This is a genomic window from Pseudomonas sp. P1_F1_2 (assembly GCF_056405815.1).
The window spans coordinates 23188-44904 of record NZ_JBFUBK010000022.1 but is presented as its reverse complement, the minus strand read 5'-3'; the positions used below and the strand labels follow the sequence as shown (position 1 = coordinate 44904).

Sequence of the window (21717 nt, the reverse complement as noted above, 5' to 3'; positions counted from 1 at the left end):
CATCAGTTTGAAATGCGCTTCGATGAGGTTAGTCATACCTGTCACGTGTGGGTTTTGATGGATGCCTCGAATGCAGTCAAACCTGCATTTTGGAGAGATTGTCCTCCTCACAATTTGTGTTGTTTCTCCCTGCGTCTTCACCCAAGACACGCAGACGAAAGAACACATGCAGCACTTCGATTGTTCCAGATTCGAGACTGCGCCAAGCCACTACATGGAGGGATTCCAGAATGCTGATAAAAATCGAGAAAGCGAGCACGCCGGAAGGCTGGAATGTATGGATGAACGAGTGGTGCGTTAAGTTTCACAGCTATGCACAAGCGTTGGCGTTCGTGAACAGATTGGAAGGCAGGATAAATGCATCACACACCTTGCCTGTTAGCGTAGACGCCCTTGAGTTGGAACCGTCTTAACCTGAGGCCACCCTGACTTCGGTGAACTTGAAGTATAAAAAAGCCCCGCGCTCTGGCGGGGCTCTCAATATGCACGCATTAGCGGGCATCCGACGTTAGCTTGCACTCAGGCGCAATCCGTAGCCTCAATCGAAACCGACGAACCTTGGAAAACGGCGAGCTCGCCCCGCATAACTTCGTAAAGATGTTGCGAAATAGGGGTGAAATCGTTGCCAGTGAAGTCAGCGGGACCACTTGCAGCTGAGTGACTGATTACCGTTAACTCGCCATTCTGTTCATTAACCTTAAGGTGGGAAGCAGGCGTGAATGGAGAGAAACCACCGTCTATGGCCGGGCATCGAGCGTTTTGAGGCTGAAATAGGTGCAAACCTATTTCAGGACTAGACATTTTTGACCAAGTGCATGTTCGCGTCGCCCGACCAGGCTACTGTATTTACACACCGTCCGAGTGGGAGGCAGCCGGTCACCAACGTATCGCATGTATACAATTAAAACCAACAATTTTCATGAGTGAATACAAGCATACTTTTAGCGAATGAGATTCAATGAAGCTTCGAGCACCTCACGCGGCAATGGCACGTCACTAGTCAAGACCTGTTTATCCTGAGTATATCGGAACGAAAACACCAGAAGAATGCCCTCTAACCTAGCTTCGTCGATGTATGGAAACGGCTATTAGGGTGGAGCATAGTCTCTATGCACCATTTGAAAAAAAGCGCATCCGTGCTAAAACCAATGTATTCAATATTATGTATTTTCGGATTCAATTAATGCGCACGACTCGTGTAATCGATGATTCGGCCAAGGACTGGCGGCGCAGAACGGCCGCGAGGTGCCAGGCGCTGGCTCATGGGCGCTACGCTCTTTTGCTCGTCATGTGTCAGATGTTCGCCAGCGTAGCCATGCGCCAGCTTCAGGAACGATAGCGAGCTAATATGCCCTCCAAAAAATCATCGTTAAGAATGGGCGGGCCTGGAGAAATTAGCACAAGCCCATTCCGTCGATTCCCGGAAGTAGTTGACGCGATAGGGGGTTCCTCGCGAGGCGTTTTCAAAGACGCGGGTATCAGCCTTGAGCAATTTGCATATGAAGACAACCATCTCGCCTACATGGACGTTGCTCGCCTGTTCAACACGGCATTCGAACACACTCAGTGCCCCCATATTGGCCTGTTGATCGGTGAGCGCTTTTCGCTGGATCATTTGGGTCCGGTGGGTCAGCTTATGCGTCTTGCGACTACACCAGGCGATGCATTGAACGACCTGGTCGGGCATGCCAATCTCTATGATCGTGGCGCGACCCCACTCCTTCTTCCCTTGGCGGGCCAACACAGTTTGTTGGGATATGTCATTTATCGCCACGACCTGCCCAATCAATCATTACTTGTTGACACTGCCGTCATGGTTGGCCTCCAAATGCTGCGGGCCTTATTAGGCGCTAACTGGACGCCCGCTCGCGTGCAGTTTTCATATCGCAAGCCATCAGACATCACCCCGTACGTCAGAAAATTTCGCTGTAACATTCAGTTCAATGCAAGCATTTCCGGACTTGTAATAAACAATCAGAAACTCCGACAAATTCAATGTACGGCGAATCCACGCTTACACCATCTGCTTAAACTGGCTATTTCGACCGCCACGTCACATTTGACGATTTCAGAACAAATAAAGAGCCAGACATACGCTTTATTATTGAAAGGCCAGGCGAATTCCAAGCACATCGCCAGTCAATTCTCATTGAATGAAAGAACGCTGCGACGCCGGCTGGATGCAGAAGGTTCTCACCTCAAAGAACTGATCACCGACTCCAGAAGCAACTTCGCGCGGCAGCTCTTGAAAGATACCAATTTGCCGATATCCACAATCTCTCAGACCCTTCAATACCAGGATCCAAACGCCTTCTCCCGTGCATTCAAAACGTGGACAAATACGTCACCACAGCATTGGAGAGATGGACTGGAGGTCGCCTCCATTTAAGGGTGATCCCACTGTTTCCACGCACCCGTAATACCGCGCGTCGGTGTCCGAAAATGCAAGATGCCTTTCTGATGATTGCCGTAAAGTGAACGCGACAACAGGCTAACTGCAAAGCTGATCTTCGGCTTTTTTGTGCTGTTCATGAGGCTGGCGATTAGTTGCACCTGCGGTTGGAGTTCCGCGCAGACACTCAAAAAAGCCGCACGAGTAAAAGACGGCGCCCTGGACTTGGGGCGATCTAAAGATATCGATTGAGTCATCTGCTGAGAGGGATTTCATGCCATTAAATAAAAGTGTGTTGTCGATTACTGTCCTTGGTGCGCTGACACTCTTTACCAGTGGCCGCAGTGTTGCCGGTGGCCTGATGTTGTACGAAATCGCCACCGACAACGTCGGGCTGGCCAATGCCGGTGCAGCGGCTCGGGCACAAGGCCCTTCAACCATCGCCAGCAACCCCGCTGGCTTGAGTTACCTCAGCGGAACACAGATCTCCGCTGGTGCTCAGGTTCTTTTTGGGGACTTATCGTTCGATAGGAACAGTGAAACCAATACGCCGGGCGCTGGCAGCGGTAACGCGCTCGACCCCATACCGGGCGGCAGTTTCTTCATCAGCCATCAACTGGATGATCGGTGGTCCGTCGGTTTCGGCTCCTATGGCGATTTCGGCCTCACTGAAAACTACGACAACGACTGGTCCGGCCGTTATTTCGTGCAGAACGCGAGCATTGCGGGACTGTCACTGGTACCCAGTGTCGCCTATCGCTTCAACGATCAATGGTCCGTCGGCGTCGGACTGAAAGCCATGTACGGGATGCTGAAGAGCGAAGCCGCCATCGATCAGGCGCCGCTCGGACTGACACAAAGGGGCGACGGCCAATACAAATACCGGGACAGCACATGGGGTTACGGCGCCAACGCAGGCGTCATTTATGCACCAAAACCAGGTACCCGGATTGGCCTGGCCTACACCAGTCAGGTTGACCTCGACTTCGAGGATCGCCTGGATGTGGAGAGCAGTGCTCCGCTGGTGAGCCGCCTCAACAGCGTCAACACCAAGATCGACCTGAAAGTACCGCAAACGGCGACCCTCAGCCTGTACCAGCAACTGGACACGCAATGGGCTGTCCTGGCCTCGGTCAATTGGCAGGACTGGTCGAAATTCGGTGACATCGGCATTGACGTAGACACGTCCCGAACCGGTTCCCGGTCTACCTCGATCGATGCGCATTACAAGGACACGTATCAATTGGCGCTTGGCGCTCAATACCAGATGAACCGGGACTGGCTCTGGGACTTCGGCGTTGCCTATGACACGTCCGCCGTGTCCGACGCAAATCGTACGCCCACCGTGCCCATGGGCGCCGCCTGGCGCTTCGCCACAGGCTTTACTTATTCACTGAATAAAGAGACAGACGTGAATTTCAGTTGGGTCACGGTGTGGATGGGGGACATGTCCGTCGATCAGCAAAAAACGCTGTCAGGCAATCGAGTCTCAGGCGAGTTCGACAACGCCTGGATTCAAGCCCTGACGGCCAACATGACTTGGCGCTACTGAGAAAAATCCAGGATCGTTTCAGGTGTCATGCCTAGTATCTAACCGTGGGCATGAACGCTCACGACACCGGTTTGTACAAAACTAACGAGGTGAAAATGAACAGGAAGTCTCACAGTGGCTGGACATTGGCTGCGGCGGTCGTCGTAGGTTCAACGCTTTTCACCGGGTGCACGAGCAAGCTCGATCCGATCACACAGGCCGACAAGGCGGATGTGGCCAAGGGCGTTCTCGCGCCGAGCCTGGAGCAAACCAAGGCGATCGCCGAGGAAGGCTTTATCTACGGCTTGCCGCTGGTCATGAACTACGCCGTGATGAACGAATTCGCAGTGAATTCCAAGTCCAGCCAGTTCAAGGCGCCCTTCAACCAACTGCACAACGATCATCAGGTCGCGACACCGGCTGACACGGCCATCATTACACCCAACAGCGACACGCCGTACTCCTTCCTCTGGGCCGACCTGCGCGCCGAGCCGCTCGTGATCACCGTGCCGGCCGTTTCCAAGAAACGCTACTACGCGGTTCAAATGATCGACGGCAACACCTATAACTACGGCTACATTGGGAGTCGGGCAACTGCCAGCGCGCCCGGGAACTATCTGATTGCAGGTCCTGACTGGAAGGGGGTGACACCTCCAGGCATCGAGAAGGTGTTCAGCTCCACGACCCCCTTCGCGCTGACACTGATCCGGACCCAGTTGTTCAATCCGGCCGACATGCCAAATGTCGAGAAGGTGCAGGTGGGCTACAAGATCCAGCCGCTGTCCGCCTTCCTCCATCAACCTGCGCCGCCCGCCTCGCCGAAGATTGCTTTCGTGCCGGCCACGACGGGGGGCATCAAGGCCAACTTCTTCGAGTACCTGTCAGCCGCGTTGGAGTATGTGCCGCCATCGGCAGACGACAAGGAGATCCGGTCCAAGCTGGCCAGCATCGGCGTAGGCCCCGGCCGTAGCTTCGAATTCAAGGACCTCTCGCTCGAGCACAAGGCCGTGGTCCTGCTCGGGATGAAGGCCGGCGATGAGCAGGTCGACAAGTTCCTCTCGAGCGGCATGAAAAACATCAACGGCTGGAGCGTCGGCGCGTTTTTCGGCGACCAGGCGTTCTACAAAGGCGACTGGCTGATGCGGGCTAGCGCCGCGAAGGCGGGTCTGTACGGCAATGACGCTGCCGAGGCGATGTACCCCATTACGCGTACCGATGGCAACGGCCAGACGTTGAATACCGGCAAGCACAACTACACGCTGACGTTCCCTGCCGGAAAACTGCCGCCCGTAAATGCCTTCTGGTCGGTGACCATGTACGACGGCAAGAGCCAGTTGCTGATCAAGAATCCGATCAACCGCTACCTGATCAATTCGCCGATGTTGTCGGCGATGAAGAAGAACGCGGATGGTTCACTGACCCTGTACATCCAGAAGCATTCGCCGGGCAAGACCAAGGAGTCCAACTGGTTGCCGGCGCCTGACGATACGGCCTATCTGGTGATGCGCCTCTATTGGCCGAAGACCACGCCGCCTTCAATTCTTCCCGCTGGTGCGGGCAACTGGCAGCCGCCGGCAGTGGTGGCATCGAAGTAACGCGACGCTTGCGACTGCTTGCAGTTGGCAAGCAGTCGTTCGATTGCTCAGGCTGAGATCCAGTGGGCCCTGTTCCGAAAGGGCTGAGGCCACAGGGTCTGACCTTGAATAAAAGACATTCAGGAACACATCCCTCAAGGAGTACCGTTATATGAACTTCGCGCACAAATGGATAACGGGTGCCGCACTGAGCAGTTTGTTATTGACCGGCTGCGTATCGAAAGTCACTGAAGCCGAGCAATACTCGGGCTACCTGTCCAACTACAACAACTTGCAGGAAGTCAAAACGGCAAGCGGCGGCACAACAATGCGTTGGGTCAGTCCGTCGTGGAACCCGAATGCCTATGACACGGTGGTGTTCAACAAGCTGGAGCTCTATCCCGCGCCCAAGCCCGATGAGCGGGTCAACCAGCAAACGCTGACCGACATCCAGAACTACATGACCGGTAAGGTCAAAGGCACCCTGGGTCAGAAATACCGTGTGGTTTCCAATACCAGCGCCGCGCCGGTGGGTTCCAACACCCTGCTGATGCGTGCGGCGATCACCGGGGTGAATGCCGAAAACGAAGGGATGAAATGGTACGAAGTGGTGCCGATCGCCGCCGTGGTCGGAGCAACACAGGCCGCCACCGGCCACCGTGATCAGGACAGCACTTTGTTCATCGAGGCCGAGATTATCGATGCGAGAACCAACCAGACGGTAGCCAAGATTGTACGCAAGGTGTTTGGTACAACGCTGGAAAACGAGAGCCAGAAGATCACCGCCCAAGACTTCAAAGCGGCGATAGACAAGTTGAACGTCGATCTCTGGGCGTTCATTCGCAGTTAAGCCTTGATTGAACTGCCAACAGACGTTGGCTCAATACACGTCCAGCAGAGGATGCTGACATGTCTTCCTCTTCATCGCTTCCGTCGCGGCCTATGTCACAGGTCCTCTGTGAAGCCGGGACATAGAAACGATTCAAGGACGCAGCTGAAAGGCATTGCAATCAAATACCAATAACGAGGTGCACCGCAATGAAAGTAATCCTGTCCTGGCTGTCAGTCACATTGATGACGGTGCTGATAAGTGCCTGCTCCGCCGTCGGGTCAACCGATGGCGGCGCCGGTGAAATCGAGATTCGCTCAGGGAAGATCGAGCAGATATCGCTGACGCAGATGCAAACCAGCCACGACAGTGGTGTCGGCGCCGTACTCGGTGGTCTTGGCGGCCTGGCGGTTGGCAGCTTGATCGGGGGCGGCACCGGGCGTGACGTCGCCATGGTTGCCGGCGCGCTCGCCGGTGCTGCTGGCGGTAACTACGCCGAGAAGAAAAAGTATGACCAACCGGTCGAGGCGCAACAGATCATCGTGCGGGTCAACAGTGGCGTGCTGGTATCGGTGACCCAACCGATCAATCCGTCCCTGACTAAAGGCTCGAAGGTGTATATCCAGGGCTCAGGCAATGATGCCCGCGTTGTGTCGCAAGGCAGTTAAGGCTGACTGTTCGGATTCGTAAAACACCGTACCTGCCTTCTTAACAAATTTTGTAGGAGCGAGCTTGCTCGTGATGGACTCAAGAGCGCTGCGTTTATTCTGTAAACACGCGATTTCGTTAACGACCATCGCGAGCAAGCTCGCTCCTGCAAAACCTCCCACCGGCAAAAAAAGCAAAATGGCCAAATGACCATTAGAGGCATGACCAGCGAGAGGCAGAGGCTACTCATGTAGTAGTCACTGCAACGGTAAACTTTACGCCCCTCTTACCTGGACCCGACAAATACTTGACTGATTGGAGAAGTTAAACTTGTAACGCAAGTAACCTCAGCATGAAACAAGACGTGTCAACAACAGAATTGGGGGCTGTTCGCTGCGCTTCAGTTAATTACGACCCACTGCGATTGAGGTATTCAAGTAACTTCTGCTAGTCGTTAGCAGGCTCCCGTTGATAATCGAGGGGCCCGCGGCGATCGGTATCCAGGGAATTCGACATGAACAAGTACATTGAACGACTTTTGCTATCGTCTTTGGTTTTCGGTATTTCCGTTTCCAGTCAGGCCGACGATCAGGCGGAGCTGGCTAAACAGTCATTAAATCCAGTCGCGGCGCTGTACAGCTTGCCCATCCAATACAACTGGAATCAGAAAATGGGGCCCTCCGGCGATGGAATCCAGAGTGTCACCAATATCCAGCCGGTTTTACCCTTCACACTTAATGACGATTGGAATCTGATCTCTCGCACGATCCTCCCGATCATTGATCAGCATGGGCTGGCACCGAGGGGTATCGCCGATAAAAGCGGAGTGGGCGACACCTCGCAAAGCTTCTTTTTCTCTCCCAAAAAGCCGACCGAGGACGGCTGGATCTGGGGTGTAGGCCCCGCGTTGTTGTTACCGACCGGTAGTGATGAGCTACTGAGTAGCGAACAATGGGGGATTGGACCGACAGCGGTGGCGTTGAAGCAGGCCAACGGTTGGACGAACGGTATTCTGGCGAACCACATCTGGTCGCTGGACAACAACCCGGCCAATGACAAGGAGAAGGTCAATCAGACATATCTGCAACCCTTTCTGGTCTATACCACAGCGTCGTACACCAGTTTTGGCATTAATACAGAATCCACTTACGACTGGGAAGCCAGGGAGTGGAATGTGCCGATCAACCTGTTCGTGACGCAATTGTTCAAAGTCGGCAAGCAGCCCATGAGCCTTCAGGTAGGGCCGCGATACTGGGCGGACAGTCCTGAAGATGGTGCGCACGGCTGGGGCTTTCGGGTGGCGTACACGCTACTCTTTCCTAAGTGAAACTATCCGTAAGATTTATTTTTAGCATCAGAGGACACGTTGCTGTCATGTCAGCAGCGTTGTTTGATTTGCTGCTTATACTGACCGAGCAGTCTGAGCTTGCTATCCGTCGTGTTTCTCCTCGATCAGTGTTGCGCTCGCGCCCACCCACATCATGTAAAACAAAGACTTATAGCAAGACAAGGAGCGTTATGAGATATCAAGTCGTGAGCAAACGCGACATTGAATATCGCCTGATTAGTAGTTAGCTGGCCGACTCAATCATCTAATGAAAAAAAATGGAGTTTCAGGTTCATGATAACCACACTACCGAGAACATTTGGCTGCGCGATGGTATTGCTCGCATCCTTTGGATTTACGCTCGCCCAAGCAGCGGACATCACTCCCGCCGAAACGAAAGCCATCGCCGAGGAAGGCTACATCTACGGTCTGCCCATCGTGATGAATTACGCGACCATGTACGACTATGCCGTGGACAAGAACTCCGGCCAGTACAAGGCGCCGTTCAACCACATCCACAGCATGCACAATGTCTTTAGCTACAAGGACACGGCCATCGTCTCGCCGAACAGCGACACGCCGTATTCCTTGATGTTCATGGACCTGCGTAGCGAGCCGATCGTACTCTCGGTACCGACGGTGGAGAAACCGCGGTATTACTCGGTGCAGCTAATCGATAACAACACCAACAACTTCGGTTACATCGGCAGCCGTACCACCGGCAGCGAAGCCGGCGATTACATGCTGGTCAGCCCAGACTGGAAGGGCGTGACCCCGCCAGGAATCAAGAAGGTGTTTCGTTCCAATACACAACTCCTCTTCGTGATCTTTCGCACCCAGCTCTTCAATCCGGCGGACATGCCAAACGTCGAAAAGATCCAGTCCGGTTATGCGGCTCAGCCGTTATCGGCTTATCTCAAGCAGCCCGCGCCGCCTGCCGCGCCGGCGATCAACTTTCCGAAGTTCGACAAGGCCATGGCGAAGACCGACTTCTTCAAGTACCTGGGCTTTGCCTTGCAGTTTGCCCCGGCCACACCGGATGAAGTTGCGATCCGCGCGAAGCTGGCCCGTATGGGCATTGGCGCCGGCAAAGACTTCAACTTCCAGGATCTCTCCGCCGAGCAAAAGGCCGCCGTGGTTGAAGGCATGCAGGCTGGGCATACGAAGGTCCAGAATGCAGTCAATCATCTCGGCACGCAGGTCAATGGCTGGAACATCGTGAGTTCCGGCGGTGATGCCGCGTTCTACAAGGGTGATTGGCTAAAGCGTGCCGCCATCGCACAAGCGGGCATCTACGCCAACGACGCCGAAGAGGCCACCTATCCGATGGCCAAGATCCTGTCCGATGGTACGCCGCTTGACGGCAGCAAACACAACTACACCATCACCTTTCCCGCTGAACAGCTCCCGCCGGTCAATGCCTTCTGGTCGGTGACGATGTACGACGGCAAGTCGCAACTGCTGATCAAGAATCCGATCAATCGCTACCTCATCAACTCGCCGATGCTACCCGACATGAAGAAGAATGCAGACGGCTCGTTGACGCTCTACGTCCAGAAGGACTCACCCGGCGCGGACAAGGAAAGCAACTGGCTGCCCGCACCGAATGATCTGATCTACATGGTGATGCGCCTGTATTGGCCGAAGACGGAAAACCCTTCCGTCCTGCCTCCTGGCAAAGGAACGTGGAGTCCGCCCCAGATCGTTAAAATCAATTGAGCACCTAACGACCGGTTGCAGCGGACCGCGCTGGCGCGCCGCTGCTGAACCGGGGCGTCAGGGTTTCGCAGAGGCCTTGACCGTCCGCTGTCATTACCCAAAGACCAGAGGTGGCCGCAAACCGTATACGTTGATGTTTGGACGTTATTTGCACGGCACTCCGTATGCCGCGATTCAACGCAATTGGGTGGATACCCCTCCTCAAGAGGGGGGCGGTGTGAGCACAGCCTGTTCACGATGCTCTCAACGCACCGTGTAAATCCTTCCACCGTCCAACAGAGAATAACAAGCATGTTTTATGAAAACATCGACACCTCCTCCATCAACGACAAGGACCTACCGTGGGTTCCGTYCGCACCTTACAGCGATGAAGTCTTCATCAAATACATCAAATGCGACCCGGTTCGCGGGGAAACCATCACCCTGCTCAAGGCCCCGGCCGGGTCTGCTCTGCCCAAGCACTATCACTCCGGCACGGTCATCGTTTACACCATCAAGGGTGGCTGGAAATACCTGGAGCACGACTGGATCTCGACACAGGGCGGCGTGGTGTTCGAAACCGCAGGTTCCAGCCATACGCCTATCGCGCTGACTGAATACGGCGATGAGCTGATCACCTTGAACATCACCCAGGGCGACCTGCTGTATTACGACGATAACAACAACGTCGTTGCCATCGAGAACTGGAAATCCAGCGTGGATCGTTACCTGGCGTTCTGCAAAGCCAATGATATCGAGCCCAAAGACATCACCAGCTTTGCGGTCTGACCAGCCCTCCAATCTCTCAGCCGTCCGGTGTTCGAGCGGGCGGCTGCGCCGTTGTAATGAATAAAAAACGGAGACACCCATGTCCCAGAAGCTGCAACCCGCCGGGCGTTTCACCCTGAAACTCTGCGCACTGTTGGCCAGCTCGGTCGCATCCGCACAAGACTCGCTGCCCTTCCCGCCGACGCCTTCGGCCAGTGACGCCAAACCGACGCTGCAAGAATCGAAGCACCAGAAACGTCAGCCTCAATCTCACCTTCCTGCCGAGGCCCCCAATATTCTGGTGATCATGCTTGATGACGCCGGCTTCGCGCAGTCCGACACCGTCGGCGGCGCAGTCCATACGCCGACCCTGAGTCGAGTCGCCGACAGCGGTGTGCGCTACAACGCTTTTCATACCGCGGCCATCAGCTCCGCAACTCGCGCCGCTTTGCTTACCGGACGCAACCATCACCGAGTTGGCAACGGCGTCATCGCAGAACTGGCCACTGACTGGGATGGCTACACCGGCAAGATAAGCGCCTGATAACTAATGAGGTGGCCAGCATGATCAGCAATCTGAAATATGACATCGAGTTCCGGCGCGAGAAAGCGCTGGAGCTTTCCAGCCAAGTCGAACAGCACCTGGCCACGGGCGGACGCTTCTCCAGAGCAGAGCCAGCTCAGATCAATCCACCACCGGCGGAGCGCTCGGCGAAGATCGATCCCGACACCATCCTCAAGCGTCGGCGGCCCGCCATCACCGCGGCTGAGCGCAAGGCGCTGCGGAAGCTCTCGGAGGAGTCATGAGCAAGCGCAAAGCAAACAACGGCTTCGCCCGGGCCGAACGAAGCTGCCGGGCACTGCTCCGAACCAACCACGTCGCGGTCGTGAACATAGACCCCTGCGGCGCCCAGATCATGGCGAACTGGAAAAGCCGCCGGCAGATCCGAAGTCTTGCGATTGCCAACGCTCTGTTCGACTTCGCCTCGCGGCGCATGCAATCAGGTTAATGCGTTGCAAACACCACACCTACCTCCTCGGCATATTTCAACCATGCTGCCTTGAGCCGCTGTACCGTCTCTGGTCGAGCGGCAGCCAGGTCTGTGGTTTCGCCGCGGTCCTGCGCCACATCGAATAATTGCCATTGCGGTGGCTGCGCGTCGCCGCCAAACCCTGTTTGCGGGCGGATGCCCAACAGTTTCAGGTTTCCCTCTCGGTAATAAGCATTGCCGAACAGTTCACCGGCCAGACTGTCATGACTGTGCGGGCTACCTTCTCCGGCGAGCATTGGCCGCATTGATTTACCTGTAATGGGGTGTTTGCTCTCGTCTGTTGGCACCTCGCTCGGCACAGCGATTCCCGCCAGATCGAGGAAGGTTGGCGCCAAGTCATCAACCCGCGCTATATCACGCTCTACACCCTGACGTCGCAACGCCTTGGGCAGTTGGATGATCGCCGGTACGCTGATGCCACCTTCGGCCGTGGTGCCTTTGAACAAATGGAACGGCGCGGCGCTGACCTCTGCCCAACGCAGTCCGTAATCGATTTGGGACCCTGCCTGACCGAGGTTGGTGTAACTGTTATCCGTGTGCGGGCCTGGCGGATAGAACTGGGTGTGGCTTTCTCCTGCCGCGCCGTTGTCCGACATAAATACGATCAACGTATTGTCGTATTGGCCGCTCTGGCGCAGGTATTCCACCACTCGGCCAACGTTATGGTCGAGGTTATCGATCATGGCCGCGTAGATTTCCATCTTCCGCGCTTCATTACGTTGCTGTTCCGGGGTCAGCTGTTGCCAGCCCGGCAGTTTTGGATTCACCGGGAGCGGATTCGCCGGCTGGGCGTCGCTCGCCATAAGGCCAAGACTTTTCATCCGTTCGATACGCGCCAAACGAACGCTGTCATATCCCTGATCAAACCGCCCTTTGTACTTATCCAGGTATTCCTTGGGTGCCTGCAAGGGCCAGTGCGGAGAGGTGTAAGCGGCGTAGGCAAAAAACGGCTTGCCGTCTTTTTGGCTGTTCTGCAGGTAGCTGATCAGCTTGTCGGTATAAAAGTCCGTGGAGTAGAAATTCTCCGGCAACTCCACCGCTTTACCGTTTTCGCGGTAGTGCACCTGTTCGATTTTTGCCGGGTCAACGCTCGAAGGTTTGAAGTGCGCAGCCCCGCCCTCCAACAGGGTAAAAGACTGCTCAAACCCGCGTTGATCCGGCCCCTGATCCGCTTCCAGCCCCAGGTGCCATTTACCGACCATAAGGGTGTTGTAACCTCCCTCTTTCAACAACTCGGCAATCGAGTAAGAACGTTGATTCAGGTACCCTTCATACCCCGGCTTACCCCGCTGGAACGGCTGCAAGGCTTCAGCCATGGTGCCGAGTCCGGCGAGGTGATTGTCGGTGCCTGACATCAGCATGGAACGTGTTATCGAGCAAGTGGGTGCAGCGTACATGCTGGTGAACTGCAAGCCTTGATGGGCGAGCTCATCCAGCGTAGGTGTGTTGATTTCACCGCCAAAACTACCCAGGTCGGAATAACCCAGGTCGTCGGCCACAATCAGCAAGATATTCGGTTGCTTCGCATCAGCCTTGGCGGCCATGGCCAGGCTGCTACTGAGTGTCAGTGCACCCAACAATAACGTCAGGGGCATGCGCAATAGAGGCATGTTGTCTCTCTTATTGTGATTAATCGAAGACCATGGATTTTGATAGGTGCCCGGCGCGGTGCTTATTCTTCGAATATCGCCACCGCCCGAACAAACCCCGCCGACGCGTGCTTGATCTTGTAGGGGAAACACGACACCACGAACCCGCTGGCAGGCAAGGTTTCAAGGTTGGCGAGCTTTTCCATTTGCCCATAACCGATATCGCGACCGGCTTTGTGCCCCTCCCAAATAATGGAAGCATCTCCGTCAGCGGCAAAACGCTCGCGGGTGTACTTGAACGGTGCGTCCCAACTCCAGGCATCGGTGCCCACAACACGCACACCGCGCTCCAGTAAATACAAGGTGGCTTCACGGCCAATTCCGACACCCGCATCGAGGTAACCCGGTTGACCAAATATTGCGCCGGCACGGGTGTTGATCAGCACAATGTCCAGCGGCTGCAATTCATGGCCAATTCGGGCCAGCTCGGCTTCGATCTCATCGGCGGTCACCACATGCCCGTCCGCCATGTGCCGAAAGTCCAGCTTCACCCCCGGTTGCAGGCACCAATCCAGCGGCAACTCGTCGATGCCAAACGCAGGCTGACCGCCATCAGTGGTCGAGGCGTAATGCCAGGGCGCATCCATGTGCGTTCCACTGTGGGTGGTGATGTGCAGCCGTTCGGCTGCCCAGGATTCATTGCCTGGCATCTGATCGAGTTGCAACCCCGGGAACATTGCCGCCATCTCCGGCCAACCTTGCTGGTGATCCATGTAGTCAATTTTCGGCAACAACGGTGGTGGGTCCGTGTAGGGGTTGTTGTCGAGGGTGACCGAGAGGTCCACAAGACGACGTTTAGGCTTGATTGGCTGCGACATGAATCGTGTCTCCAGTGAGCGACAAGTGGCGTGGGGTGGCGGGATTCAGGGCGTTGCGGATCAGCGTGGCAGCGTTGCCGTCATGGCTGAAACCGGCGGCACGCGCTTGCGGAGTTTTCAGTGGAGGCATGCGCCCGAACAGCGCTTCCAGCTGGATGTCGGCGACATAGCTGATCAGGCTGCGACGTTCCTGCCCATAACTCGCCGCCAATGCGTCCACCACCTGGGCAATCGACAAATGCAATACCGGTAACTGCCACACCCGTTGCGCCCCATGCAAGCCGCTATCCAGTTCTGCAGCGTGGATCAGGTTGTTCACGCAACAACGGGCTGACATCCACCATGCCGTCGCCTCTGGAGATACCGGGCAGCAATAGAATTCACCTTCGGCAAATGCCCGCAACAAATCGCTCATGAATGCCGAGCGCAAGCCATTGGGTTCACGCGGGCGGGCAACGATGCCCGGCAGGCGTAGCACGCGGCCGTCCACTTCCCCACGCCGGCCCAGGTCGATAATGGCGCTTTCGACCATGGCTTTGTGCGTGCCATAAGACAATTGCGGACGCAGCTCGGCCAGCTCGGTCATTTTCGCCGGCAAATGGCCGCCGTACACCGCCACACTGCTGGCGTACACCAGCACCGGCGGCAACGCTTTATTGCGCAATTGGTTGAGCAATTCCAGGCTGGCCAACAGGTTGACCTGGTAACCCAGTTCGAATTTCTCTTCGGCGGCGCCACCAGGGATACTGACCAGATGGAACACCACATCAATGCCGTCGGCCAACACCCGGCGCATCAAGGCCACATCGGTAATGCTGCCGTAATGACGGCGCAAACGCGGGTCCTCCGGCAAGCCTTGCAGGTCGGTATCGAGCACCAACAATGAGTCGATGACCCGACTGCGCAAGCTGCCCCGCGCCAGCAGGCAACGCACCAATTCACGCCCCACAAAACCATTGGCACCGGTAATCAATACTCGCATGTGCCGCTCCTCAGTCCTGAGCCTGAACAACACGTTGATCGATAGCACCGAACAACGACTGGCCGTCGCTACCCTGAACATCCATGTGCACGCGGTCACCAAAACGCATGAAGCCGGTTTGCGCGACACCCTGCTCGATCATTTCAATCGCTCGACGCTCGGCGATGCAGGCTGAACCCACACTGCGTTCGGCATTGGAGACCGTGCCGGAGCCAATCAGCGTGCCCGCGCCCAACCTGCGGGTCAGAGCAGCATGGGCGATCAACTGGCCAAAACTGAAGTTCATCTGCCCGCCGTGAGGATGACCAAACCATTGACCATTCCAGTGCACCTGCAGTGGCAAATGCACACGTCCGTCACGCCAGGCATCACCCAGTTCGTCCGGCGTGATCGCCAGCGGGGCAAAGCTGGATGAGGGTTTGGCCTGCAAAAATCCAAAGCCTGTGTGCATTTCCCGTGGGGCCAGGGCGCGCAAACTGACGTCATTGATTTGCAAAATCAACTTGATGTGTTGCAGCGCCTGTTCGGCGGCGCACCCCATGGGCACGTCATCCACCAGCACCACAAACTCGCCTTCAAAGTCGATGCCCTGGCTTTCGCTTGGCAGCGCGATATCGTCGCGGGCGCCAATGAAGTCGTCGCCGGCCCCCTGGTACATCAGCGGCGTGTGTTCGACGCCATCAATGGGGTCAAGGTTGAACGCTTTCTGCATCAGCGCACCATGGCTGAGGAATGCCGAGCCGTCGCACCACTGATAAGCACGCGGCAATGGCGCCATGGCCTGAGCGGGGTCAAAGGCAAAGGCATCCACCGCTTCGCCCGCATTCAGTTTGCTGGCAAAGGCCTGCAAACGCGGTTCCACGCCGCACCAGTTCTCAATCGCCTGTTGCAAGGTGGGCGCCACTGAACCGGCATCCACTGCCCACGCCAAATCCCGCGAAACCACCACGAGTCTGCCATCACGGCTACCATCTTTCAGAGTGGCAAGTTTCATGCGGAGGCTCCTTGTTCACGGTTCAACTCGTCAGCGAAGCGCCCGTCGAGGAGGATGAACACCATGCGCGCCATCGCTTCGGTGCGGTTGCTCCAGGCGTGGTTGGTACCGCGTTGCACCACCACATCGCCGCGTTTGAGGTGCACCTCTTCCTCATCCAGCACCAGCCACACTTCACCCTCGGTGACGATGCCGTAGTCGAGGGTTTCAGTGCGGTGCATCAACTTGTGCCTAGTACTGCCAAGCCCGGTACCCGCGTGGGATTGGCCAATTTCGGCGAATACTGCTGCGGCGTTTTCATCGCTGACCTGGTTCTGAGCGCTGTCCGGCGGAATGTCCACCACACGAATGACGCTGCCCTGTGGTCCGGGGCTGAGTTGCAATGGTTTGCTGCTGGGATCACGGGCATTGTCGAGTAACGCCGGGCTGGTGCTGCTGTTCCACAGTTCATGAAACACCGTGCCCGGCACGGCCAACAGCGGAAACACGTTCGGCGTCGGCCCATTGCTGGCGACGATGGCCTGACCCTGTTGATCGTGACCGGTGACTACTCGTTTGAATTCAGGAAGCGCTTGCATGGAGAATCCTCGTTCAATTTCCGTCGCCGATGGTAGTGCCACCGACAACAATGTTCGCGTCGCCCAACAGACCGCCGAGTCGGGGCACGGCCAGACACAACACCGCCACTAACAGTTGCACCCCACCCACAATGGCCAAGGCACGCGGCAGCGCCGTGGCGGTACCTTGGGTCATGCCCAGAACCACCAGGGGGCTGATAAATTCGCCGGCGAAGATGGCGGCGGTAAAACACCCCGCCGCCCGCCCGCGTTGATGGAAATTGACTTGCGCCATGATCCAGGTGATCAGCGTCGGCAACATCAAGCCAATGCCCAGGCCGTTGATCGTCACAGCGACCACGACTTGCACATGGCTTAAGGCGTCAGACATCAACAATCCGCCGATGCCCGCCAGTACATAGGCGATCAGCAGCATGTGCTGCCCGCGCATCCCACTGAACAAACGAAAACTCAGTGCACCGACGAGCACGCCCAGTTGATTGGCGCCCATGGTCATACCGATTTGTTGCGGGGCATCCACCTGCAGCAGGTTGAGGAGATAACCGACCTGCACCGGCACGATAAACAGGCTTAAACCTGCCAACAGCGCGAGCACGTACATGGGTGTGAGCGCGCGCCATGGAAATTTGCCTGTCGGCACCGCCTGTGTTGCTTGCTCCGGATGTGGGCGTGCCTGCGGCTCCCACAACTGCCAGGCCATCAGCGGCAGGAAAATCAAACCCACTGCGTACAACGCAAACGGCGTACGCCAGTCGTTTTGCCCAAGGAAGCCACCCAGCGCGATAAAAACCGCAGCGGACAATGAGGTGGCGACCATCTGCAAGGCGAACAAACGTTCACGTTTGGCGCCGCTGTAATAGTCGCCCATCAGCGTGGTGCAGCAGGTCATGATGCCCGCCTCGGCCAAACCGATACCCGCACGGCTGAGCACGATCCCCTGCAGGGAGTCGAGCCAAAGCGGCAGCACGCCGCAGAGGACGTACAGCAACATACTGGCCAGCAGCAATGGTTTGCGCCCCAGCCTGTCGGCGATCAGTCCGGCGAACGGCGCCAGCACCGCAATCACCAATGCCGGCAGGGTCAGCACGATGGGGACCAGCACGGCGGTGCCGGCCACATCGGCAAAATGCGCCTGCATCCGTGGCAACACCGGGGCGAGCAATACGGCGCCAAGCACAGGCAAACAGCTTCCCAGCAACAGCAACAGCGATTGCGGCAACCCGGCTTGTCGGGTGGGGGTTTCTACGAAAGGATTAGCGACCATGGCAGTGATCCTTGATGCGCAGGTGGTGTACGTTCGCAACAACTGGCGTGTCAGAACCCGCCACGTTGGTCGCACTCCCCGGTACAACCGCTTCGGCCGGAGCGCCGCGTGCAGGTAACAGGAAGTACGCCAATGCCGGCAGCAACACCAAGGCACCGACCATGTTCCAGATGAACATGAAGGCCAGCAGCACACCCATATCGGCCTGGAACTTGATGGGTGAAAACGTCCAGGTCGCCACGCCAATGGCCAGGGTAATACCTGTCAGCATCACCACTTTGCCGGTGGACACCAGGGCGCGATAATACGCTTCGGACAGGCTCGCCCCCTGGCGCAAATGCCCCAGTAGAATGCTCATCACGTACAACGCATAGTCGACACCGATACCGACACCCAAGGCGATGACGGGCAGCGTGGCGACTTTCACCCCCATGTTCAGCCAGACCATCAACGCTTCGCAGAGAATGGACGTCAGCATCAGAGGAATGACCGCGCAGAGCGTCGCGCGCCAGGAACGGAAGGTGATCAGGCACAGCACAATCACCGCGCCGTAGACCCAGACGAGCATCTCGCGGTTGGCTTGTTTGACCACGATATTGGTCGCCGCTTCGATACCGGCGTTACCGGCGGCCAGAAGGAACTGCACCTCGTCGGTATTGTTCTCGGCGGCAAATTTTTCCACGTGGTCGACCAAGCGGGTCAGCGTCTCGGCCTTGTGGTCGGTGAGGTAGGCGTACAGGGTCAACAGACTGCAGTCTTCGTTGTACAAACCACGCGGCGCACTGGCGGTGATCATGTTGAGCATCGCCTGGTTGTTCTGTAGCTCGTACCACTTCGGGTTGCCTTCACTGAGGCCGACCAGCATGCGACGGTTCAGCAACGCCAGTGAGTTGGTCGAATCCACACCCGGCAAAGCGCGCAACTGCCAGTCCAGGGCATCGACCTTGGCGAGGATGTCGTAGCGCGCACAACTGCTGGCTGGCGTTTTCACCATCACCGCAAACAGGTCGCTACTGGCACCGTAGTGACGGGTCAGAAAGGCATCGTCCTGGTTGTAGCGCGAGTCCGCACGCAGCTCCGGCGCACCGACGTCGAGGTCGCCGATTTTCAATTGCAGGCCCACTAGAAAGCCGACAACCGCCAACGCAAGGCTGATGGCGATGCACAAGCTGGCCCAACGACGATGGGTGAACAGATCAAGAAAGCGCCAGAACCCATGGCGCGCCTGACCCGATTGTTCGGCCTGTTCGCTCTTGAGGCTCAGTTGTGCCGCACGGGGAGAAACGCCGACATACGAGAGCAACACCGGCAGCAGAATCAGGTTGGTGAAGATCAGCACCGCGACGCCAATGCTGGCGATCACCGCGAGGTCTTGAATGACCTGGATCTTGATCAGCATCAGCACTGCAAAACCTACGGCATCACACAGCAACGCCGTCAGCCCGGCGAGGAACAAACGCCGAAAGGTGAAGCGCGCAGCCACCACCCGGTGCATGCCACGACCGATGTCTTGCATGATGCCGTTCATCTTCTGCGCCCCGTGGCTCATGCCAATCGCAAACACCAGAAACGGTACCAGCACGGAATACGGGTCCAGTTGGTAGTCCAGCAAGGGCAGCAAACCGAGTTGCCAGACCACCGCGACCAGCGAGCACAACACCACCAGCACGGTGCTGCGCAGGCAACGGGTGTACCAAAACAGCACGGCGGTGGTGATCAGGATCGCGACGGCAAAGAACAGCAGAATCTGTTTCAGACCGGCAATCAGGTCGCCGACTTTTTTCGCGAAGCCGGTGATGTGAATGTCGATTTTTGCGCTTTGATGGGTGCTGCGCAGCGTCTCCAGCTGTTCGGACAGGACCGCGTAATCAAGTACCTTGCCGTCAGAGGTGGTTGCCAATAACGGCACGTAAATAATGCTGGAGGTCTGGTCGAACGCCACCAGCTGACCGAGTTCATTTGAGCGTTGCACATTGCGGCGCAACGCATCGAGGTTGGCTGCGGTGCCGCTGTAGTCATCCGGTATCACCGGACCGCCATCAAGGCCGTCTTCGGTCACCGCGACCCAACGGGTGGCAGGTGTCCATAACGACTTCATGTAAGCCCGGTCGACACCCGGCAGCAGGTAGAGTTGGTCGCTCATGGCCTGCAGGGTTTTCAGGTACTCGGCGTCGTAGATGCTGCCTTGCCGGTTGGCCACCACAATGCGCAGGGCATTGCCTAGACCGGTGAGCTGTTTCTGGTGCTCAAGGTAGTTGGCAATGTACGGCTGTTGTGTGGGGATCATCTTTTCGAAGCTGGCATTGAGTTCAATGCGGGTGGCTTGGTAACCCAATACCAGGGTTGTCAGCACACACACCAGCAGCACCCACAGGCGGTGATTGAACAGCGTGCGTTCCACCACCGAACCGGAGCGTGGATCGAAATTCGCCAGGCTTTGCGTGGCGTTGTCGAAAGACTTCATAACCTCACTCCGAAGCGGTAACGATTGACGGCGAAAGGCGCGTCAACCCAGTGAAACCCGCCAGCACCAGGCTGCCATCGGCGGCCTGAACAACACTGGAAACGGGCTTGCCGAGCGGTTTGCCATAAGGTTGGAGCAGTGCACCGGGCTGGCTGTTGGTGCGGAACAAGGCGCCGGTTTGATTGACCAGCAACAACTGGCCATCATCGGTGCGGATTGCATCGCTGAACGACACCGGCATCGACACGGGCGCTGGCTGGAAGCTCTCGCCCAGGTCGCGGGAGGAAAACGCATTGCCCTTCAGGCCGGCCACCAACAAGGTGCCGTCATCGCGCAATTGCAGGGTGAAAAAGCTGCCCGCGTAGGGGCTTTCCAGCTGAGTGAATGACTTGCCGGCATCGTCCGAGCGCGCGAGGTAACCCTGCTCGCCGGCCAAAAACCAGTGTTCTCCCTGTTGAGCGATAGCGGACAAGTGCGCGCCCATCGGGTTGTCGATTTGCCCCATGATCGAATGCCAGGTGGTGCCGCCATCGTCGGTGTGAAAGGCCAAGCCGTACGCCCCGACAATCACGCCGTGTTGGTCATCCACGAACTGCAGGGCAAGAAACGGCTTGTCAGCGCCCTCCCCGACATAGCGTTCAGCTGTTTGCACACGTGCGGCGGCTGCATCCTGGTCGTTGGCGGCAGGCAATTGCTCCCTGGCAGCGGCCAGCTCAAGTTGCGCCGCACGCAAGCCATCCAGTTGCACGACCCAGTGTTCGCCCCCGTCGCGAGTGGCCAATACTGCACCGCCATGCCCCACGGCCCAGCCCGTGCTGGCGTTGACGAACTGCACCGCCGTAAGGCTGACCGAAACCGGCACGGCGACCTGACGCCAGCTTGCGCCGTTGTCATCGGAAAGCAGCACGATGCCCCGCTCCCCCACCGCTACCAGTCGCTTCCCCGCCCGGGCCAGATCCAACAGCACCGAGGAGGTTGCTTGCGGCACCAGCATCGCCGGGGTGTTCAGTACTTCGCCCACCGCTGCGGCCTGCGCCAGGCTCAACGGCATCGCCAGAGGCAATGCCATAAGCCACATCAGCCGACCAACCACCTGACAGATTCTGTTCATTACCGACCTCGAAAAACCCGTAAAAACCGGATCGCGCT

General features: G+C 57.1%; 18 protein-coding genes and 1 pseudogene. 11 read left to right on the top strand and 8 right to left on the bottom strand.

Annotation, left to right across the window (positions count from 1 at the left end; genetic code table 11):
• Positions 1–1348 precede the first annotated feature (1348 nt).
• The 11 genes and pseudogenes from AC1D2P_RS09190 to AC1D2P_RS09140 form a co-directional block, all read left to right on the top strand.
• The gene (locus tag AC1D2P_RS09190; protein ID WP_109787054.1) at positions 1349–2389 is read left to right on the top strand and encodes an AraC family transcriptional regulator; all 1041 of its coding nucleotides are present in this window, start codon (positions 1349–1351) and stop codon (positions 2387–2389) included.
• A 277-nt stretch (positions 2390–2666) separates the two neighbouring features.
• Positions 2667–3944: an OmpP1/FadL family transporter gene (locus tag AC1D2P_RS09185; RefSeq protein ID WP_109787055.1), complete on the top strand. Its 1278-nt coding sequence runs from the start codon at positions 2667–2669 to the stop codon at positions 3942–3944.
• Positions 3945–4039: 95 nt separating this feature from the next.
• Positions 4040–5518, top strand: coding sequence for a DUF1254 domain-containing protein (locus AC1D2P_RS09180; RefSeq protein WP_080943011.1), 1479 nt, complete (start codon positions 4040–4042; stop codon positions 5516–5518).
• Between the two features lie 151 nt (positions 5519–5669).
• A complete protein-coding gene (locus tag AC1D2P_RS09175; protein ID WP_109787056.1) occupies positions 5670–6347 on the top strand; it encodes a DUF3313 domain-containing protein in 678 nt (225 codons plus the stop codon).
• 188 nt (positions 6348–6535) lie between these two features.
• Positions 6536–6994: a glycine zipper 2TM domain-containing protein gene (locus tag AC1D2P_RS09170; RefSeq protein ID WP_046028173.1), complete on the top strand. Its 459-nt coding sequence runs from the start codon at positions 6536–6538 to the stop codon at positions 6992–6994.
• Positions 6995–7488: 494 nt separating this feature from the next.
• Entirely contained in the window at positions 7489–8301 is an 813-nt protein-coding gene (locus AC1D2P_RS09165; protein WP_109787057.1) for a hypothetical protein, read from the top strand.
• Between the two features lie 330 nt (positions 8302–8631).
• Positions 8632–10020 (top strand): DUF1254 domain-containing protein, encoded by a 1389-nt coding sequence (locus AC1D2P_RS09160; RefSeq protein WP_477757712.1) that lies wholly within the window; start codon positions 8632–8634, stop codon positions 10018–10020.
• A 291-nt stretch (positions 10021–10311) separates the two neighbouring features.
• Positions 10312–10788, top strand: a complete 477-nt coding sequence (locus AC1D2P_RS09155) for a 2,4'-dihydroxyacetophenone dioxygenase family protein (protein ID WP_477811399.1) — start codon at positions 10312–10314, stop codon at positions 10786–10788.
• 79 nt (positions 10789–10867) lie between these two features.
• Positions 10868–11311, top strand: a complete 444-nt coding sequence (locus AC1D2P_RS09150) for a sulfatase-like hydrolase/transferase (protein ID WP_272482620.1) — start codon at positions 10868–10870, stop codon at positions 11309–11311.
• A 20-nt stretch (positions 11312–11331) separates the two neighbouring features.
• Positions 11332–11574 carry a hypothetical protein gene (locus AC1D2P_RS09145; protein ID WP_109787059.1) on the top strand — a complete coding sequence of 81 codons (243 nt, stop codon included), beginning with the start codon at positions 11332–11334 and terminating at the stop codon, positions 11572–11574.
• Positions 11571–11759, top strand: a pseudogene (locus AC1D2P_RS09140) (hypothetical protein); the annotation flags it as partial. The gene AC1D2P_RS09145 and the pseudogene AC1D2P_RS09140, both read left to right, overlap by 4 nt.
• 14 nt (positions 11760–11773) lie before the next feature.
• On the opposite strand, the gene AC1D2P_RS09135 reads toward AC1D2P_RS09140, so the two are convergent.
• The 8 genes from AC1D2P_RS09135 to AC1D2P_RS09100 all read right to left on the bottom strand — a co-directional run bounded on the left by AC1D2P_RS09135 (position 11774) and on the right by AC1D2P_RS09100 (position 21679).
• A complete protein-coding gene (locus AC1D2P_RS09135) occupies positions 11774–13429 on the bottom strand; it encodes an arylsulfatase (protein WP_223523252.1) in 1656 nt (551 codons plus the stop codon).
• A gap of 62 nt (positions 13430–13491) precedes the next feature.
• Positions 13492–14286, bottom strand: coding sequence for a cyclase family protein (locus tag AC1D2P_RS09130; protein ID WP_109787061.1), 795 nt, complete (start codon positions 14284–14286; stop codon positions 13492–13494).
• A complete protein-coding gene (locus tag AC1D2P_RS09125; RefSeq protein ID WP_223523254.1) occupies positions 14264–15268 on the bottom strand; it encodes an NAD-dependent epimerase/dehydratase family protein in 1005 nt (334 codons plus the stop codon). Before AC1D2P_RS09125 ends, AC1D2P_RS09130 begins: the two co-directional genes overlap by 23 nt.
• Before the next feature lie 10 nt (positions 15269–15278).
• Positions 15279–16262 carry a fumarylacetoacetate hydrolase family protein gene (locus AC1D2P_RS09120; RefSeq protein WP_223523255.1) on the bottom strand — a complete coding sequence of 328 codons (984 nt, stop codon included), beginning with the start codon at positions 16260–16262 and terminating at the stop codon, positions 15279–15281.
• Positions 16259–16840 carry a cupin domain-containing protein gene (locus AC1D2P_RS09115; protein ID WP_109787064.1) on the bottom strand — a complete coding sequence of 194 codons (582 nt, stop codon included), beginning with the start codon at positions 16838–16840 and terminating at the stop codon, positions 16259–16261. The genes AC1D2P_RS09120 and AC1D2P_RS09115 overlap by 4 nt, the downstream gene beginning before the upstream one ends.
• A gap of 13 nt (positions 16841–16853) precedes the next feature.
• Complete coding sequence (locus tag AC1D2P_RS09110; RefSeq protein WP_223523257.1) at positions 16854–18104, bottom strand: MFS transporter; 1251 nt, start codon at positions 18102–18104, stop codon at positions 16854–16856.
• Entirely contained in the window at positions 18094–20568 is a 2475-nt protein-coding gene (locus AC1D2P_RS09105) for an efflux RND transporter permease subunit (RefSeq protein ID WP_109787066.1), read from the bottom strand. Before AC1D2P_RS09105 ends, AC1D2P_RS09110 begins: the two co-directional genes overlap by 11 nt.
• A gap of 4 nt (positions 20569–20572) precedes the next feature.
• Entirely contained in the window at positions 20573–21679 is a 1107-nt protein-coding gene (locus tag AC1D2P_RS09100; RefSeq protein WP_477757587.1) for a WD40/YVTN/BNR-like repeat-containing protein, read from the bottom strand.
• Positions 21680–21717 lie beyond the last annotated feature (38 nt).

What these genes read in the sequence shown, in the direction of transcription:
- AC1D2P_RS09185 (WP_109787055.1), top strand. Translation starts at nt 2,667, where the DNA reads ATGCCATTAAATAAAAGTGTGTTGTCGATTACTGTCCTTGGTGCGCTG.
- AC1D2P_RS09135 (WP_223523252.1), bottom strand. Translation starts at nt 13,429, where the DNA reads ATGCCTCTATTGCGCATGCCCCTGACGTTATTGTTGGGTGCACTGACA.
- AC1D2P_RS09115 (WP_109787064.1), bottom strand. Translation starts at nt 16,840, where the DNA reads ATGCAAGCGCTTCCTGAATTCAAACGAGTAGTCACCGGTCACGATCAA.
- AC1D2P_RS09190 (WP_109787054.1), top strand. Translation starts at nt 1,349, where the DNA reads ATGCCCTCCAAAAAATCATCGTTAAGAATGGGCGGGCCTGGAGAAATT.
- AC1D2P_RS09130 (WP_109787061.1), bottom strand. Translation starts at nt 14,286, where the DNA reads ATGTCGCAGCCAATCAAGCCTAAACGTCGTCTTGTGGACCTCTCGGTC.
- AC1D2P_RS09180 (WP_080943011.1), top strand. Translation starts at nt 4,040, where the DNA reads ATGAACAGGAAGTCTCACAGTGGCTGGACATTGGCTGCGGCGGTCGTC.
- AC1D2P_RS09170 (WP_046028173.1), top strand. Translation starts at nt 6,536, where the DNA reads ATGAAAGTAATCCTGTCCTGGCTGTCAGTCACATTGATGACGGTGCTG.
- AC1D2P_RS09105 (WP_109787066.1), bottom strand. Translation starts at nt 20,568, where the DNA reads ATGAAGTCTTTCGACAACGCCACGCAAAGCCTGGCGAATTTCGATCCA.
- AC1D2P_RS09145 (WP_109787059.1), top strand. Translation starts at nt 11,332, where the DNA reads ATGATCAGCAATCTGAAATATGACATCGAGTTCCGGCGCGAGAAAGCG.
- AC1D2P_RS09150 (WP_272482620.1), top strand. Translation starts at nt 10,868, where the DNA reads ATGTCCCAGAAGCTGCAACCCGCCGGGCGTTTCACCCTGAAACTCTGC.
- AC1D2P_RS09165 (WP_109787057.1), top strand. Translation starts at nt 7,489, where the DNA reads ATGAACAAGTACATTGAACGACTTTTGCTATCGTCTTTGGTTTTCGGT.
- AC1D2P_RS09100 (WP_477757587.1), bottom strand. Translation starts at nt 21,679, where the DNA reads ATGAACAGAATCTGTCAGGTGGTTGGTCGGCTGATGTGGCTTATGGCA.
- AC1D2P_RS09125 (WP_223523254.1), bottom strand. Translation starts at nt 15,268, where the DNA reads ATGCGAGTATTGATTACCGGTGCCAATGGTTTTGTGGGGCGTGAATTG.
- AC1D2P_RS09110 (WP_223523257.1), bottom strand. Translation starts at nt 18,104, where the DNA reads ATGGTCGCTAATCCTTTCGTAGAAACCCCCACCCGACAAGCCGGGTTG.
- AC1D2P_RS09120 (WP_223523255.1), bottom strand. Translation starts at nt 16,262, where the DNA reads ATGAAACTTGCCACTCTGAAAGATGGTAGCCGTGATGGCAGACTCGTG.
- AC1D2P_RS09160 (WP_477757712.1), top strand. Translation starts at nt 8,632, where the DNA reads ATGGTATTGCTCGCATCCTTTGGATTTACGCTCGCCCAAGCAGCGGAC.
- AC1D2P_RS09175 (WP_109787056.1), top strand. Translation starts at nt 5,670, where the DNA reads ATGAACTTCGCGCACAAATGGATAACGGGTGCCGCACTGAGCAGTTTG.